15 protein-coding genes and 1 pseudogene are annotated in these 14,514 nt (G+C 55.7%); 11 read left to right on the forward strand and 5 right to left on the reverse strand.

The annotated features are described in order from the left end of the window. Window positions 1-38: 38 nt before the first annotated feature. Window positions 39-1,346 (forward strand): isocitrate lyase, encoded by a 1,308-nt coding sequence (gene aceA, locus THINI_RS17810; protein WP_425358299.1) that lies wholly within the window; start codon window positions 39-41, stop codon window positions 1,344-1,346. 133 nt (window positions 1,347-1,479) lie between these two features. Next, window positions 1,480-1,971 carry a ribonuclease E activity regulator RraA gene (gene rraA / locus THINI_RS17815; protein WP_002709926.1) on the forward strand — a complete coding sequence of 164 codons (492 nt, stop codon included), beginning with the start codon at window positions 1,480-1,482 and terminating at the stop codon, window positions 1,969-1,971. Here the strand turns inward: rraA and THINI_RS17820 are convergent, their stop codons facing one another. The 5 genes from THINI_RS17820 to THINI_RS17840 form a co-directional block, all read right to left on the reverse strand. Continuing rightward, window positions 1,972-3,561, reverse strand: a complete 1,590-nt coding sequence (locus THINI_RS17820; protein ID WP_002709927.1) for a TRAP transporter large permease — start codon at window positions 3,559-3,561, stop codon at window positions 1,972-1,974. Continuing rightward, a complete protein-coding gene (locus tag THINI_RS17825; protein ID WP_002709928.1) occupies window positions 3,558-4,094 on the reverse strand; it encodes a TRAP transporter small permease subunit in 537 nt (178 codons plus the stop codon). Before THINI_RS17825 ends, THINI_RS17820 begins: the two co-directional genes overlap by 4 nt. Window positions 4,095-4,372: 278 nt before the next feature. Further along, on the reverse strand, window positions 4,373-5,428 hold the full coding sequence (locus THINI_RS17830) for an efflux RND transporter periplasmic adaptor subunit (protein ID WP_002709929.1): 1,056 nt from the start codon (window positions 5,426-5,428) through the stop codon (window positions 4,373-4,375). 125 nt (window positions 5,429-5,553) lie between these two features. Beyond that, window positions 5,554-6,057 carry a helix-turn-helix transcriptional regulator gene (locus THINI_RS17835; RefSeq protein ID WP_002709930.1) on the reverse strand — a complete coding sequence of 168 codons (504 nt, stop codon included), beginning with the start codon at window positions 6,055-6,057 and terminating at the stop codon, window positions 5,554-5,556. Window positions 6,058-6,145: 88 nt separating this feature from the next. After that, window positions 6,146-6,697 carry a helix-turn-helix transcriptional regulator gene (locus tag THINI_RS17840; RefSeq protein WP_002709931.1) on the reverse strand — a complete coding sequence of 184 codons (552 nt, stop codon included), beginning with the start codon at window positions 6,695-6,697 and terminating at the stop codon, window positions 6,146-6,148. A 241-nt stretch (window positions 6,698-6,938) separates the two neighbouring features. Between THINI_RS17840 and THINI_RS17845 the strand changes: the two genes are divergently transcribed. The 9 genes and pseudogenes from THINI_RS17845 (at window position 6,939) to THINI_RS17890 (ending at window position 14,487) form a co-directional block, all read left to right on the forward strand. Beyond that, window positions 6,939-8,129 carry a hydrogenase small subunit gene (locus THINI_RS17845; RefSeq protein WP_002709932.1) on the forward strand — a complete coding sequence of 397 codons (1,191 nt, stop codon included), beginning with the start codon at window positions 6,939-6,941 and terminating at the stop codon, window positions 8,127-8,129. Between the two features lie 11 nt (window positions 8,130-8,140). Next, window positions 8,141-8,347 carry a hypothetical protein gene (locus THINI_RS17850; RefSeq protein ID WP_002709933.1) on the forward strand — a complete coding sequence of 69 codons (207 nt, stop codon included), beginning with the start codon at window positions 8,141-8,143 and terminating at the stop codon, window positions 8,345-8,347. A gap of 67 nt (window positions 8,348-8,414) precedes the next feature. Further along, window positions 8,415-8,711 (forward strand): c-type cytochrome, encoded by a 297-nt coding sequence (locus tag THINI_RS17855; RefSeq protein ID WP_002709934.1) that lies wholly within the window; start codon window positions 8,415-8,417, stop codon window positions 8,709-8,711. An 11-nt stretch (window positions 8,712-8,722) separates the two neighbouring features. Next, on the forward strand, window positions 8,723-9,433 hold the full coding sequence (locus THINI_RS17860; protein ID WP_050988083.1) for an FAD-dependent oxidoreductase: 711 nt from the start codon (window positions 8,723-8,725) through the stop codon (window positions 9,431-9,433). A gap of 272 nt (window positions 9,434-9,705) precedes the next feature. Further along, window positions 9,706-10,715 (forward strand): annotated as a pseudogene (locus THINI_RS24520) (ISAzo13 family transposase). Continuing rightward, window positions 10,708-11,475: a DUF6502 family protein gene (locus THINI_RS17875; RefSeq protein ID WP_281054681.1), complete on the forward strand. Its 768-nt coding sequence runs from the start codon at window positions 10,708-10,710 to the stop codon at window positions 11,473-11,475. The pseudogene THINI_RS24520 and the gene THINI_RS17875 overlap by 8 nt, the downstream one beginning before the upstream one ends. After that, a complete protein-coding gene (locus tag THINI_RS17880; RefSeq protein WP_002709935.1) occupies window positions 11,465-12,688 on the forward strand; it encodes a DUF5666 domain-containing protein in 1,224 nt (407 codons plus the stop codon). Before THINI_RS17875 ends, THINI_RS17880 begins: the two co-directional genes overlap by 11 nt. A 99-nt stretch (window positions 12,689-12,787) precedes the next feature. Further along, complete coding sequence (locus THINI_RS26090) at window positions 12,788-13,237, forward strand: c-type cytochrome (protein ID WP_002709936.1); 450 nt, start codon at window positions 12,788-12,790, stop codon at window positions 13,235-13,237. After that, a complete protein-coding gene (locus tag THINI_RS17890) occupies window positions 13,237-14,487 on the forward strand; it encodes an NAD(P)/FAD-dependent oxidoreductase (RefSeq protein ID WP_002709937.1) in 1,251 nt (416 codons plus the stop codon). Before THINI_RS26090 ends, THINI_RS17890 begins: the two co-directional genes overlap by 1 nt. Window positions 14,488-14,514: the final 27 nt, after the last annotated feature.

Genomic DNA, 14,514 nt, shown 5'->3' on the forward strand with positions numbered 1-14,514 from the left:
TTCACTTTTATCTGACTCTGAGGAGACTTTACATGACTATGACTCGTGAAGCGCAAATTGCAGCACTGAAAAAAGACTGGGCAGAAAACCCACGTTGGGCAAACGTCAAGCGCGGTTACACTGCGGAAGACGTAGTGCGTCTGCGCGGTTCCCTCCAGCCTGAATACACGCTGGCCAAGCGTGGCGCAGAAAAGCTGTGGGAAAAAATCAACGGCGGCGCGAAAAAGGGTTATGTAAACGCATTCGGCGCAATCACTGCTGGCCAAGCCATGCAGCAGGCCAAGGCTGGTCTGGAAGCTGTTTACCTGTCCGGCTGGCAGGTTGCTGCTGACGGCAACACGTCCGAAACCATGTACCCTGACCAATCCCTGTATGCGTACAACTCCGTACCTACCATGGTTCGTCGCATCAACAACACGTTCCAGCGTGCTGATGAAATCCAGTGGTCTAAGGGCGTCAACCCTGGCGACGAAAACTTCATCGACTACTTCCTGCCTATCGTGGCTGACGCGGAAGCCGGTTTCGGCGGCGTGCTGAACGCATTCGAACTGATGAAGAACATGATCTCTGCCGGTGCAGCAGGCGTTCACTTTGAAGACCAGCTGGCTGCGGTCAAGAAGTGCGGCCACATGGGCGGTAAAGTGCTGGTTCCAACCAACGAAGCAGTTGAAAAGCTGATCGCTGCACGTTTCGCGGCTGACGTGATGGGTGTTCCTACCATCGTTCTGGCACGTACTGACGCTGAAGCGGCCAACCTGCTGACCTCCGACCACGACGCCAACGACAAGACTTTCCTGACCGGCGAGCGTACTGCTGAAGGCTTCTACCGCGTCAAGAACGGTCTGGAACAGGCTATCAGCCGTGGTATCGCTTACGCACCATACGCTGACCTGGTCTGGTGTGAAACCGGTACGCCTGACATCGGCTTCGCGCGTGAATTCGCCCAAGCGGTACAGGCTGCGTGCCCTGGCCAGATCCTGTCTTACAACTGCTCGCCTTCCTTCAACTGGAAGAAGAACCTGTCTGATTCCCAGATTGCTTCCTTCCAGGAAGAGCTGTCCGCGCTGGGCTACAAGTACCAGTTCATCACCCTGGCTGGTATCCACGTCAACTGGTACAACACCTTCCAGTTCGCGCACGCTTACGCTCGCGGTGAAGGCATGAAGCACTACGTCAACATGGTTCAGGAACCTGAATTCGCTGCCCGTGAGCAAGGTTACACCTTCGTATCTCACCAGCAGGAAGTGGGTGCTGGCTACTTCGACGACGTTACCACTGTCATCCAGGGTGGTGCTTCTTCCGTAACTGCACTGACTGGTTCTACCGAAGAAGAGCAGTTCCACTAAGCAGAAAGACCCTCACCCCAACCCCTCTCCCGGAGGGAGAGGGGCTTAAGATGTCCTCCCTTTTCTTGCTCCCCCTCTACCTCTGGGAGAGGGGGCTGGGGGGTGAGGGTTCCCCCTTCCAGGAGCATTCCTCATGCAAGATTTCAAAACAGCTGACCTGCTGGACGCCAACGAAGACAAACCCCTGCAAATTGTGCAGCCGGGTTTCAGCAACTACGGTGGCCGCAACAAGTTTTCCGGCGAAATCGTTACCATCAAGATTTATGAAGACAACTCACTGGTGCGTGAGCTGGTTGCCGAAGATGGCAAGGGCAAGGTGCTGGTCGTTGATGGTGGTGGTTCCACCCGTTGCGCGCTGCTGGGCGACATGTTGGCGGAAAAAGCAGTCAAGAACGGTTGGAATGGCATTCTGGTCTACGGCCTGATCCGCGATTCCGTTGACATCGGCCAGATGGATCTTGGCGTGAAATCACTGGGCACGTTGCCGCTGAAGAGCGTCAAGCGTGGCGTGGGTCTGCGTAATGAAGTGGTGCGTTTCCATGACGTGACGTTCACGCCGGGGCATTACCTGTATTCCGATGAGGACGGGATTATCGTGTCTCCCGTCCCCTTGCTCGGTGAATAATCACTTGTCCAGTTGAAACTGGATTTCGCCACTCGGTGGTTTGGTAGGCTCCTGCGGTTTGGTGGGGGCTTGCCCATCCAGTTGGAACTGGATTTCGCTGCCGCCGGAACCTGAAACCGGTGCATCATTCTCAATCGTGAAATTGATTTCCTGCCCTTGCTGCATCGGTGCATGACCCTTGTCCAGAAATGCCGTCACCAATCCCGGCGAGAACATCACAATCAGGGTCATGATCATTTGCAGGATCACCCACGGGATCGAACCCCAGTAAATGTCGCTGCTTTTCACTTCCTTGGGCGCAACCCCGCGCAGATAGAACAGTGCAAACCCGAACGGCGGGTGCATGAAGGAAGTCTGGATATTCACGCTCAAGGTAATGCCGAACCAGATCAATGCCCCTGTGGCTGCGGCCTGCTCATTCCCATTCATGCTTGCCAGCAGAACCGGTGCCAGGATTTTCTGGGCAACAGGAGCCAGCAGTGGCACCAGAATGAACACGATCTCAAAAAAGTCGATGAAAAACGCCAGGAAGAAAATGAACAGGTTAACGATCAGCAGGAAGCTCATCCAGCCGCCGGGCAAATCGGAAAACAGGTGTTCCACCCAGAAACCGCCATCCACACCCTGAAACACTACCGAAAATGTGGTCGCGCCGATCAGGATGAACACCACCATCGACGTGATGCGGGCAGTATTTTTGTAAGCCTGCTGGATCAGGCCCCACCATTCCGCCGTGCCGCCCAGTTGCTTGCGGCGCAGGAAGGATAGCAGCACTGCGCCCATTGCTCCCATTGCGCCGGATTCGGTCGGGGTAGCAATGCCTAGCATGATGGTTCCCAGCACCAGGAAAATCAGTACGGCGGTAGGGATGATGCCGCGCAATGCCTTTTTCCATAGTGCCGCCCCTTTCAGCGTAATCTGGTCTTCGGGGATGCCGGGCAGCCAGTCCGGCTTGATACGGGTAAGGAAAAACGTGTACAGCATGAACAGGCTGATCTGCATCGCCGCCGGAATCCATGCGCCCAGATACATGTTGCCCACATCGGCGCTAGCGGTCGGCGTTTTCAACTGATCGGCAAGAATGATCAGCACCAGCGACGGCGGCACAATCTGCGCAATGGTGCCTGAAGCGGCCAACACCCCGGTGGTGTAACGCATGTTGTAGCCGTAACGGATCATCACCGGCATGGCGATCATCGCCATCGCAATCACCTGTGCTGCCACTGTGCCGGTAATCGCGCCCAGCACAAAGCTCACCAGAATGACCGAATAGCCAAGTCCGCCACGCACCCGCCCGAACAATTGCCCCATCGAATCGAGCATGTCCTCGGCCAGTCGGCTGCGTTCCAGTACTGCGCCCATGAAGGTGAAAAACGGTATCGCCAGCAATAACTCGTTGCCAATGACATTGCCAAAAATACGCTGTGGGATGGCTTGCAGGAATGCCTCGGTGAAAAAGCCCATTTCAATCGAAATGACGCCAAAAAACAGCCCAACCGCCATCAGCGAAAACGCGACCGGGAAGCCGACGAGCAAAAATAGCACCAGTCCGGCAAACATCAGGGGTGGCATGTATTCCACTGGAATCATTGCTCCGGCCTCTCGTAATGGGTATCTAGCTGCACATCACCATGCAGGGCGGCAAAACGTTTGATCAGCTCTGACACGCCTTGCAACATCAGCATGAAAAAGCCCAGCGGCAGTATAAACTTGATCGGGTAACGGGGCAGGCCGCCCGCATTACTGGAATGTTCGAGGATGTCCCATGACGGCAGGAACAGGGTCTTCCACGATAGCCACGCAAACAGGGTGCAGGCAGGCAGCAGGAAAAACACCAGCCCGAAAATGTCGATCCACAAGCGGGCGCGGTCGGATACATGCCCGTAAATCAGGTCGACCCGCACATGCCCGTTTTGCCGCAGGGTGTAGGAAGCGCCCAGCATCACGGCAGCGCCAAACAAATACCATTGCAGTTCCAACGGCCAGTTATCGCTGAGGGAAAAACCGTAGCGCAACAAAGCATTGCCTGCACTGACCACGCAGGCCAATAGGATCAGCACGTTGGCAATGCGCCCGAACCAGCCATTGAGGGTGTCAATGGCGTGGGAGAGGGTTAGTAGCATAGTGAAATTATCCTTGCTTTGAGGTGCGGAAGCTACGCGCTGATGAATAGGGGGGCTTGCCAAGGTAGGCAATCCAGGCGTTGGTGTCCAGTGGACACATCAGCCTAACTCCCGTCTATCTTCAAATGTCCCTATGTGACTCACGTATCAACTTGCCTTCCCAGCAAACCTGCCAATGCTGCTAATGGGGAGGCTGTGAATGCCATATATGATAGCGCAAATACATGACATGTCAGAATCCCTCTAAACAGTAACAAATCTCGGATATTTGAAGCGGCTTACTCCCCGCCTTCCTGCCATTTGGCCTTGAGCGCGGCCACGCCCTTGACGGCGACCTTGCTGCCGGGGTCAAGGCCGGAAACGCTGGCATCTTCGCCGCTCTGCTTGAGTACCTTGATCGGGGTGGGGATGAAGCCTTCTGCGGTTTCCACAAATACATGCGCACTGTCCCCAACCCAGGCAAGGCTGCTGGCGGGAACGTGCTGGGTGGAACCCTGCTGCTGAGCTTGACCGAGAATTTTCACTTTCACTGACTGGCCGGGGTGCAGGATGGTGTCCGGCTGGTTGAGGTCGGCGCGTACCAGCATGTTCTGGGAAGCATCCAGCGCCGCTTTGAGGATGGTGATTTCGCCCTTGAGGCCGGTGTCAGCAACTTCAACCTGCTGGCCGGGGCTGAGTTGGTGGGCCTTTTCGGGCGAAAGGGGAATTTCCAGCCCCAGTTTGAGCAGGTTGCCGATCTTGACCAGTGCTTCGGGGGCTTCGACCCGTTGGCCGGGTTCGACCATGGTTTCCACCACCCAGCCGTCGATGGGGGAGGTCAGGGTGATTTCGGTGTTTTCATCGTCGGGTTTTGCACCCAGCAAGCGGATAGTGGCTGCCGTTGCCTCCACGTCGGCTTTGGCCAGCGCGACTTCATTCTGGGTTATTAGCCAGGTATTTTTTGCGATCAGCCCCTGGTCTGCCAGTTTCTGGTCACGGGCGGCATTACCCGCCGCCAGTTTGTATTTCAGGTTGGCTTGCACGTATTGCCGCCGCGCTTCCACCAGATCGGGGGAGGACAGGCTGACCAGTGGATCGCCAGCCTTAATGGCTTCACCGGATTGGTGGCGCAGGCTGGTGACCAGTCCGTCGGCGGGCGCGCCCAGCACCCGGACACTATCCGGCGGCAGGATGACCCTGGCGGTGGCTTCCATACCCAAGCCTTCAGCGCCGGAGGATACCGGGGCGGATTCGATTCCCATGGCGGCGCGTTGCTCGGGTGGTATGGGCAGCAGGTCGGCGGCCTGGACGAGGGCGGGCAGGGAGATTAAAAGTACAAGCAGTGTTTTGATCATGGGGCTGATGAACTCTTGGTGCATGATATTTAAAATATGCAACCGAGTTTATTAGCTTTTGCTAATGAAATGCAGGCGGCAAAGGGTCAGTAAAGCGGGTTTTAGGGCATTTGCCCTACCGTTGGTCAGCCGAGAAAGTCCTCAAAAAACCATCCCGCGAACTCATGCCGTCCGTTGAGGCCGGATTTGCGGTAAACGGCAATGGCCTGCTGGCGCACCGTCTTTTCCTTGGTGTTACGGATACTGGCGATTTCCTCAAAGCTTAGACCCTTGAGCAATAACAGGGCGATTTCCTTTTCGGTGGGGCTGAGTTCCCATTCGTCCAGTTGTTGGTGAATAAGTTCCAGATAACCTTTGCCTGCCTGTTGCAGTTTCTGGTGCAGGTCGGAAATGCGGGTGTGCGAATGGTTGAGCTGTTGGCTTAGGGTATCGATTTCCCGGCGTTTGCGCTGGTTTTCCCATAACAGGTAACCGACGCCAACGAAGGAAATCAGTACCACCATGGCATCAACACTCATGTGCAAGATGTTGCGGTCGGCTTTCTGTATGTCGAGCGCAAAACCGTAAGTATGTAGGACGGCTACGATGAGCAGTAGGGCGATGATGAAGAGTTCTTTGCTGTGAAACATGCGGTGCTGGTGTTCATGGCCTGATGATAATTAGGAATTCTAGGTAATCCGGCAGGGCTTGGCCATGAAAAGGGTCAATCGGGGGCGCTTATTGCAGGAAATCTTCGAAGAACCAGGCGGCGAACTCATGTCGCCCGTTGAGGCCGGATTTGCGGTAGATGGCGGTGGCTTGTTGACGGACGGTTTTTTCCTTGGTATCGCGCACGTTGGCGATTTCCTCGAAACTCAAGCCTTTCAGCAACAGCAACGCCACTTCCTTTTCACTGGGGGTGAAATCCCAGGCACCCAGTTGTTCCTGGATGACTTCGCCGTATTGGCGGCTGGCCTGTAACCGTTTGTTGTCGAGTTCGGACAGGCTGGCACGGGTTTCATCCAGCGTCTCACGGGTGGCGGAGAGGTCGGCGCGGGTGGTTTTCAGTTGCTTTGCCAAGGTATCAATTTCGCGGCGGCGCTGGCGGACTTCCCTGATCAGGTAACTGATGCCGGAGAGTGACACCAGGATAATCAGTGCTTCAAGCACCAGATGCAACTGGTTGTGGTCGTCTTCCTGCATGTCATGGTAGAAGTCGATGCCGTTCAGGAAGGTGATGCATACCAACAGGATAACGAATAGGGATTCCTTGCTGCGAAACATGCTCATGGTTCTTTGGTCTGTATTGTAAATCTCCAGTTCAGTTCGACAGTGTAGGCAAGTTCCCTCCTGTTATCCATGCTTGCTTCACTTCAGAATACCCTGCCGTCACGCAACGCCCCTTGCCAGGAACTGACGCATATCAAGTTTTTGTGCTTTTTTCAGTTTGGTTTCATGGTTTCGTTTTAAATTTCAGGTATGAAGATGGGAAGAAGAAAGACGCAGAGATCTTCTGCGTAGGAGTGGGATCATGGAAAGTGCAGGCGTTGCAGCTTATGTTTCCCGAAAAAAAGTGACCCGGCGTGCATTCCTGAAATACTGTGCGCTGATGGCTGCGGTGCTGGCCTTGCCGCCCAGCGCCATTCCTGCCATGGTGGAAAAACTTCAGCAGGGGTTACGGCCTGCCGTCATCTGGCTTTCTTTTCAGGAATGTACCGGATGCACGGAATCCCTGACCCGCTCATACGCCCCCAGCATCGAAGCCCTGATGTTTGATTACCTTTCCCTGGATTACCACCACACCTTGCAGGCTGCGGCAGGGGAAGCAGCGGAAGCCGCCAGGTTGGAAACAATGCGGAAGTTTGCCGGTCAGTACCTGCTGATTGTCGATGGCTCAATACCTGCTGCCGATAATGGCGTTTACTCCACCATGGCGGGCAGAACCAATCTGGATGTCTTGCGGGAATGCGCTGCTGAAGCCGCAGTGATTATTGCTGTTGGCAGTTGCGCCGCGTTTGGCGGGCTGGCTGCCGCTGCCCCCAATCCCACCGGAGCCAAAAGTGTGGAAGCTCTGATGGCGGAGGGGCGGATTTCCAGGAAACCGTTGGTTAACCTACCGGGTTGCCCGCCGCTACCGCTGGCTATCAGCGGTGTGCTGGCGCATTTCCTCACCTTTGGGCGCTTGCCTGATCTGGATGATTTGAAGCGGCCACTCAGCATTTACGGCAATACCGTACATGACCGTTGTTCCCGTTACCGTTATTATCAGGACGAAAAGTTTGCGGAACATTTCGGCGATGAAGGCCACCGCAAAGGCTGGTGTCTGTACAAACTGGGCTGTAAGGGGCCGGTTACCCACAATGCCTGTTTCATCCACAAGTGGAACCAGGGAACCAGCTCCCCGGTTGAAGCGGGTCACCCCTGCCTGGGGTGTTCCGAGCCGGGTTTCTGGGACAAGGGCGGGTTTTACCGGAGTCTGGATGCTGAGGCCATCTCTTACTCACCAGTTGCCGAATCGCCTGATGAAGCCATTGAAGCTGGGCGGCAGCTTTATGAAGACAATTGCATCTATTGCCATTCGGCTGACCCGACCGGTTTTAAAACAGTGCCAGACAAGGTTCCCGAGGTATTGCGTGCCGGAACGGTGCGCGCCCACCGGAGCTTCCAATTTTCTGACGATCAGCTCGACATCCTGGGGAAATACCTGAATTCACAACAGTAGGGGTGATAGCCATGCAGTCAGGCCGGAAACATTTACCTTTGTTTGTCATGTCCGTGGTGTTGTTGTCTGTCGCTGTTGCGGACGATGGTGCTGTTGTCACCGTTGCTCTGCCCAAGGCGGAGGTCTTTAAGATTTCAGTCAAACTGACACGGCATCCGGCAAATATCTCATATAAAAAGTATTTGACTTCAATCAATGTGATGTATGCTGATATGTGATGCAAGCAAGTAATGAAACCCCAATAAGTTTGCAGACAATACAATAATCAAACGGGAGAATTCCCCAATGAAACACCTGTTGATCCCGGCAGCATTCGTGTCACTGCTGCTACCCGCTTTTGCTGCGGCAAATTCCGCTACCCTTGGCCACCCCGGTCGCACGCTCGCTGCCAACTGCTTCCAATGCCACGGTACGGATGGTTCCGGCCTCGAACATCTGGCAGGCAAAAGCCGCTCCAGCATCGCCAACGAAATGCTGGAAATGCAGTTTAAATCCCCTGGCAAGGAGATCATGAATGTCCACGCCATGGCCTATACCGACGAAGAAATCGCGCTGATTGCCGATTACTTTTCCAAACAATAAGGGGTAGGCAGATGATGGATCGTAGAAAATTTCTGACTCAACTGGGTGTCGGCGCTTTGGGTATGGCTCTGTCAGGCTCATCGCTGGCTGAAGATGGCCGTAAACCGAAAAGTAGCAAATCAGGCGGCAAAACTACCACAACAGCCAGTGCTGCCATGATGCCGGGCAACACCGGTGCCAATGGCCGGGTTGTCGTTATTGGTGGTGGCATGGCGGGTACGACGGTTGCCAAATACCTGCGACTGTGGGGTGGAACCGGCGTTGAGGTAACGCTGGTTGAGCCCAATTCCACCTATTATTCCAATATCTTCAGCAACATGGTGCTGACCGGCGAACGTAGCCTCAGCCAGTTGTCTTTTCAGTACAACGCACTGGCCAGCAAATACGGCGTCAAATGGGTTGCCAAATCGGTGGCGGCCATTGACCCGGTGAGTCAGGCGGTCATGCTGGATGATGGCAATTCACTGCTGTATGACCGCTTGGTGATTGCGCCGGGTATCGAGTTCGACAGCTTGCCGATGTCCGGCACGGCTTCCGCGCAGGCAAAGGTGGTACATGCCTGGAAGGCCGGGGCGCAAACCACTTCCCTGAAAAACCAGCTTGCGGCCATGACCAGCAAGGATACCTTTATCCTGACGATTCCGGCCAAGCCTTACCGTTGCCCACCGGGGCCGTATGAGCGCGCCTGCGTGGTAGCCGATTACCTTAGGGGATTTCCCTGAAAGATTCCCCCGCAATGGCTACACTTGTCTTATCGACAAGCGGAGTCCCTATCCCCATGCCCCCCGAACCCCAAACAGCTAACCCGATCCTGAGTGAATCCCAGATAGCCGACCTGAAACTGGCGGCCTCGAAAATGTCTGGCAGCACCCGCCGTGCGTTCCAGGCGGACATGAGCCGGAAATATTGTGCAGGCAACGCCCGCCAGACTGAAAGGTGTTTTGGCTGGGGTCGGGAGGGGGTGCAGTTGGGTTTGGAGGAACAGCGCAGCGGCATGGTTTGCGTGGGTGCGCAGGCGGCGTATTGTGGCCAGAAGCGCTGGGAGGAAACCCAGCCGGAAGCGGCAGCCGCCTTGCTGGCGCTGGCGGAAGCACATAGCCAGCAAGACCCGACATTCCGCAGCAGCATCGCCTACACCCGCCTGACGGCGGCGGAAGCCATCCGGCAGTTACAGGCCATGGGTTTCAGCGGTGGACAAGTGCCCGCCCCCAGCACCATGGCGCGGATACTCAACCGGAATGGCTACCGCCTGCGCAAGGTGGAGAAAGCCAAGCCGCAAAAAAAATTCCAGAAACCGACGCCATCTTCGCCAATATCCAGGCCAACGATGGGCAGTTTGCCGATGGGGCGGTCAAACGCCTGAGCATGGACTGCAAGGCGACCGTCAACATCGGTGACTACTCACGGGGCGGGAAAACACGGGGTGACAATAAAGCCGCTGACCATGAGATGGGCTGCAAAGAGAAATACATCCCTTTTGGCGTACTGGATGAGGACAGTGGGCAGGTTTACCTGACCTTCGGCAGTTCCAGCAAAACCAGTGACTTCATCGTGGATTCCCTGTGCCGGGTATGGGAACAGATGCCTTCTGCTGACAAGGACGCCTGCCAGTGCATCCAGATCAAAGCGGACAATGGCCCGGAAAGCAGCGGGATCAGGACGCAATTCCTCAAGCGCATGGTGGAATTCGCCAACCATACCGGTAAGACAGTCCACCTGCTGTACTACCCGCCTTACCACAGCAAGTACAACCCGATTGAACGCTGCTGGGGGATTCTGGAACAACACTGGAACGGCACCCAGCTCAAGGATGCCGAAACCCTGCTGGAATGGGCAAAAACCATGACCTGGAAAGGCATCAACCCCATGGTCGAATTCAGTCGCAAGGTTTATGAGAAGGGTGTGACCCTCAGCAAAAAAGCTATGGAGGCTGTTGAGGCGAGGCTGGAAAGAAATGCTGCTTTACCAAAATGGGACATTCTGATTCGCCCTGTTTTTGGGTAATGTCTTTGAGGTAAATCACCTAAAGCAGATTTATGTGGAAGTATCAGAAGACCTACTGAAAGCCAGCGGAGAACGCCCGACAACCTCGCGTATTGCCATTGCCACCGGCCTGACGCGCAAGGAAGTCGCCCAATTGCGGCAGGGAGCGGACGAAAATGACCTGATGATGCCTACCGGCAGTTACAACCGAGGGTCACGGGTTATGACTGGCTGGTTACAGGATACCGAATTCCTGGGGGCGGATGGCAAGCCTGCCGTTCTGCCCATACAAGGGGAAACAGGCAGTTTTGCCGCCCTGGTCAGCCGTTACAGCGGCGACATGCCTTACCGGGCGATGTTGCGTGAAATGGAACGGGTCGGGGTTGTTTCCGCCGACGATGATTACGTGCAACTACTGGGGGGTGGTTACATCCCACACGGTGATGAAGATGAAAAGCTGGGCATTTTGGGGACAGATGTTTCCGCCCTGATTACCACCATTGACCACAATCTGAAGGTAACAGACCGTCAGCAGCTGCATTTCCAGCGCAAGGTCAGCTACGACAACCTGCCGCTTGAAGCCTTGCCTGCCTTCAAGGCAATGGTCAGCCAAGATGGGATGGATTTGCTCATCAAGTTCAACCAGTGGCTGGTTACGCAAGACAGGGATAGCAATCCGCAGGTCAAGGGAAGTGGGCAGATGCGTGCAGGCGTGGGCATTTACTATTTTGAAGAGCCTGTCAGCGCACAGGTGGGTAAAGGAAAAACGGATGAAGATTAGAACCCTGTTTGTCACCCTGTTTCTGGGCATGTTGCTGTCAGCGTGTGGTGCTGGCGTCTTGCAACTTGCTAACGGCGGGATTGGCGGAACCGGTATTTCAGCCGGATCCATCACTGCATTTGGCAGTATTTTCGTCAATGGGGTGGAATACGAGGTGGATCAGGCCACCTTTACCCGTAACGGCCTGATGGCTGGTGGGCAGGGCGAATTCAATGTTGGTGAATACGTCACCGTCAAGGGAACAGTGAACCCTGATGGCATCACCGGTACAGCGACCGAAGTGGCATTCAGCAGCGAATTGAATGGCACGGTGACTGGCGCATCCACCGATGGCGTCAACATACAGGTGCTGGGGCAGGCAGTGCGCACCAATGCGCTGACCGTGTTGTCAGGCTTCAAACAGTTGATAGACCTGCTGGCAGGCAATGTGGTGGAGGTTTCCGGCGTGCGCGATGCACAAGGAGTACTGGTCGCTTCCAGCATCCGGCTGGAGCAGGGCAACTACCTGCCGGGTGACACGCAGGCGCTGAAAGGCCCGATTCTGCAAGTCGATACCCAGCGTAGCACTGTGCTGATCGGTGGTTTGACGGTGGATTATTCCGGTGCCGCACTGCTTGGTTTCACGGCTAGTGAGCCTGAAGTTGGGCAGTATGTCCGTGTCAGGAGCGTGCAGGCGGTTGCTGGGGCACAGTTGGTTGCATCCGAGCTGGAACTGCAAAGTGCTGGCTGGCAGTTTGAGGAAGGTGAAAAACTGGAACTGGAGGGCGTGGTGACCCGGTTTGCTTCTGTCAACGATTTTGCCGTCAACGGTGTTCCGGTTGTTGTCAATGCAGGTACGCAGTTCGAGCACGGTTCCGCCAGTCAGCTTGCCCTGAATGCGCTGGTCGAAGTCGATGGGCAAATCAATGCCAGCGGCGCAATCGTAGCCGAGGAAGTTTCCATCAAGGAATCCATTTCCAGCGGGATTGATGAGCTGAGCGGCGCGATTACGGCAATCAACCCATCCGCACAGGAATTTACCTTGGCGGGCGTCACCATCATCGTTGACAGCTCGACCATCTGGGAAGATGAAAGCGCTTATGGCGTCAGGCAGATGAATTTCACCTACTTGCAAATGGGGGATTTTGTGGAGGTGGATGTCAAACCGCTGGATAACGGCAAGCTGCTGGCGTTGCGGATCAAGCGCGAAGACGGGGAAGACGAAGACGACTGATCCGCATGTAAGGTTTTAAAGATACCCCGGTGTTGCGACCACCGGGGCATGAACGACTTACCCAGCGTTTGGGTAAGCACTTGGTAAAAGGAGATAGCGATGAAAGCTAGTATAAACATTCCCTTGGCGGTTGTGCTAGGGGTGGTGCTCAGCGCCTGTGGCGGCTCTGCCACCAGTAGCAGTGGGGACTATGATTCCGGCACAACGGGAACAGGAACCACAATTTCTACCAGCACCGGCACGACGGGGACTACAACCACCACAACGGGCAGCGGCACTGCCCCCGCCATCAATGCCCCGGACGGCGCACGCCTGTTGGCCTCGCAATGTTTCCAGTGCCACGGCACCAATGGCAGTTCCGCCAGCGGTATTGAAAGCATTACCGGTGAAAGCTCGGCAGAACTGGTCAGTGAAATGCTGGAAATGAAATACAGCACCGATGTGGACATCATGCATTACCAGGCCAAAGGTTATAGCGAAGACCAGATCCGCTCGCTGTCAGCCTATCTTGCCGCACTGCCCAGAAGCGCCAACGGAGGGAATGACTAATGGCTAATCTAAATCGCCGTCAATTTTTGCAAACCCTGGGGCTGGCTTCGGCGGCCACGGCTGCTGCCGCGTTTCCGGGGGTTATCAAGGCCGCCACCGGTCGTCCACAGGTGGTGGTGATCGGTGGCGGGTTTGCCGGGGCAACAGTAGCCAAGTATCTGCGCTACTGGTCGAATACTGTCGATGTGACCCTGGTGGAACCCAACACGACGTATTATTCCCCCATCCTTAGCAATCTGGTGTTGAACAACCAGCGTAACCTGGGGCAGATCAGCTTCAGTTATAGCACCTTGGCGCAGAAGTATGGCATCCAGGTCATCCATGACTGGGTGGACAGCATCAATGCCCCCAACCAGTCGGTGCAACTGCGCAACGGCACGACCCTGAATTACGACCGGCTGGTGATTGCACCGGGGATCGAGTTCATGGATGTGCCGGGGCTGGACAGCAACAAGGTTCCCCATGCGTGGAAAGCGGGGGCGCAAACCACCTTGCTGCAACAGCAACTGGCGGCTATGCCTGTGGGCGGCAGTTTCGTCATCACCATTCCGGCTACCCCTTACCGTTGCCCGCCGGGGCCGTATGAACGCGCCTGCGTGGTGGCGGACTGGCTGCGCACCAACAAGCCCGGTTCCAAAGTGACCGTGCTGGACGCTAACCCGGCGATCGTGGTTGAGCCGACCATTTTCGGCAATGCGTTTGCCAGCTATGGGGTGGAGTACGTGCCGAATGCCGTGTTGCAAAGCGTGGATTCCGACCAGCGCGTGGCGAAAACCAATCTGGGTGACTTCAAGGCTGATGTGCTGAACGTGATCCCGCCGCAACAGGCCGGGGCTATCGTCCTGCAATCCGGGCTGGCGAATGTGGGTGGGCGCTGGGCAGGGGTGAATCCGCTGAGTTACGAATCCACCGCCGTGCCCAACATCCACATCATTGGCGACTCGCAAGGCACCGGGCAACCCAAGGCCGGGCATATTGCCAATGCGGAAGCCAAAGTGTGCGCGGATGCAATTTTGCGCCTACTGTCCGGCAGCCAGCCTTATGCCGCACCTGTCACCAATTCGGCCTGTTACAGCCCGATTTCGGCCAGCACGGCTTCGTGGCTGACGGCGGTGTATGCCTATGATCAGGCCAGCGGCGCAATGAAGCTGGTGCCGGAATCGTTTGGCGCGGCAGCAGCGCCTTCCAGCAAAAATTACAGCCGTATGTTTGACTGGACGACCAATTTGTTCAATGACACGTTTGCTTGAGGTGTTGTTCCCCTGAGGCTTGTTGTA

The organism is Thiothrix nivea DSM 5205, assembly GCF_000260135.1.
Lineage (GTDB): Bacteria > Pseudomonadota > Gammaproteobacteria > Thiotrichales > Thiotrichaceae > Thiothrix > Thiothrix nivea.

What these genes read in the sequence shown, in the direction of transcription:
- THINI_RS17830 (WP_002709929.1), bottom strand. Translation starts at nt 5,428, where the DNA reads ATGATCAAAACACTGCTTGTACTTTTAATCTCCCTGCCCGCCCTCGTC.
- THINI_RS17860 (WP_050988083.1), top strand. Translation starts at nt 8,723, where the DNA reads ATGATGGATCGTAGAAAATTTCTGACTCAACTGGGTGTCGGCGCTTTG.
- THINI_RS17840 (WP_002709931.1), bottom strand. Translation starts at nt 6,697, where the DNA reads ATGAGCATGTTTCGCAGCAAGGAATCCCTATTCGTTATCCTGTTGGTA.
- THINI_RS17855 (WP_002709934.1), top strand. Translation starts at nt 8,415, where the DNA reads ATGAAACACCTGTTGATCCCGGCAGCATTCGTGTCACTGCTGCTACCC.
- THINI_RS17835 (WP_002709930.1), bottom strand. Translation starts at nt 6,057, where the DNA reads ATGTTTCACAGCAAAGAACTCTTCATCATCGCCCTACTGCTCATCGTA.
- THINI_RS17820 (WP_002709927.1), bottom strand. Translation starts at nt 3,561, where the DNA reads ATGATTCCAGTGGAATACATGCCACCCCTGATGTTTGCCGGACTGGTG.
- THINI_RS17880 (WP_002709935.1), top strand. Translation starts at nt 11,465, where the DNA reads ATGAAGATTAGAACCCTGTTTGTCACCCTGTTTCTGGGCATGTTGCTG.
- aceA (WP_425358299.1), top strand. Translation starts at nt 39, where the DNA reads ATGACTCGTGAAGCGCAAATTGCAGCACTGAAAAAAGACTGGGCAGAA.
- THINI_RS17850 (WP_002709933.1), top strand. Translation starts at nt 8,141, where the DNA reads ATGCAGTCAGGCCGGAAACATTTACCTTTGTTTGTCATGTCCGTGGTG.
- rraA (WP_002709926.1), top strand. Translation starts at nt 1,480, where the DNA reads ATGCAAGATTTCAAAACAGCTGACCTGCTGGACGCCAACGAAGACAAA.
- THINI_RS17890 (WP_002709937.1), top strand. Translation starts at nt 13,237, where the DNA reads ATGGCTAATCTAAATCGCCGTCAATTTTTGCAAACCCTGGGGCTGGCT.
- THINI_RS26090 (WP_002709936.1), top strand. Translation starts at nt 12,788, where the DNA reads ATGAAAGCTAGTATAAACATTCCCTTGGCGGTTGTGCTAGGGGTGGTG.
- THINI_RS17825 (WP_002709928.1), bottom strand. Translation starts at nt 4,094, where the DNA reads ATGCTACTAACCCTCTCCCACGCCATTGACACCCTCAATGGCTGGTTC.
- THINI_RS17845 (WP_002709932.1), top strand. Translation starts at nt 6,939, where the DNA reads ATGGAAAGTGCAGGCGTTGCAGCTTATGTTTCCCGAAAAAAAGTGACC.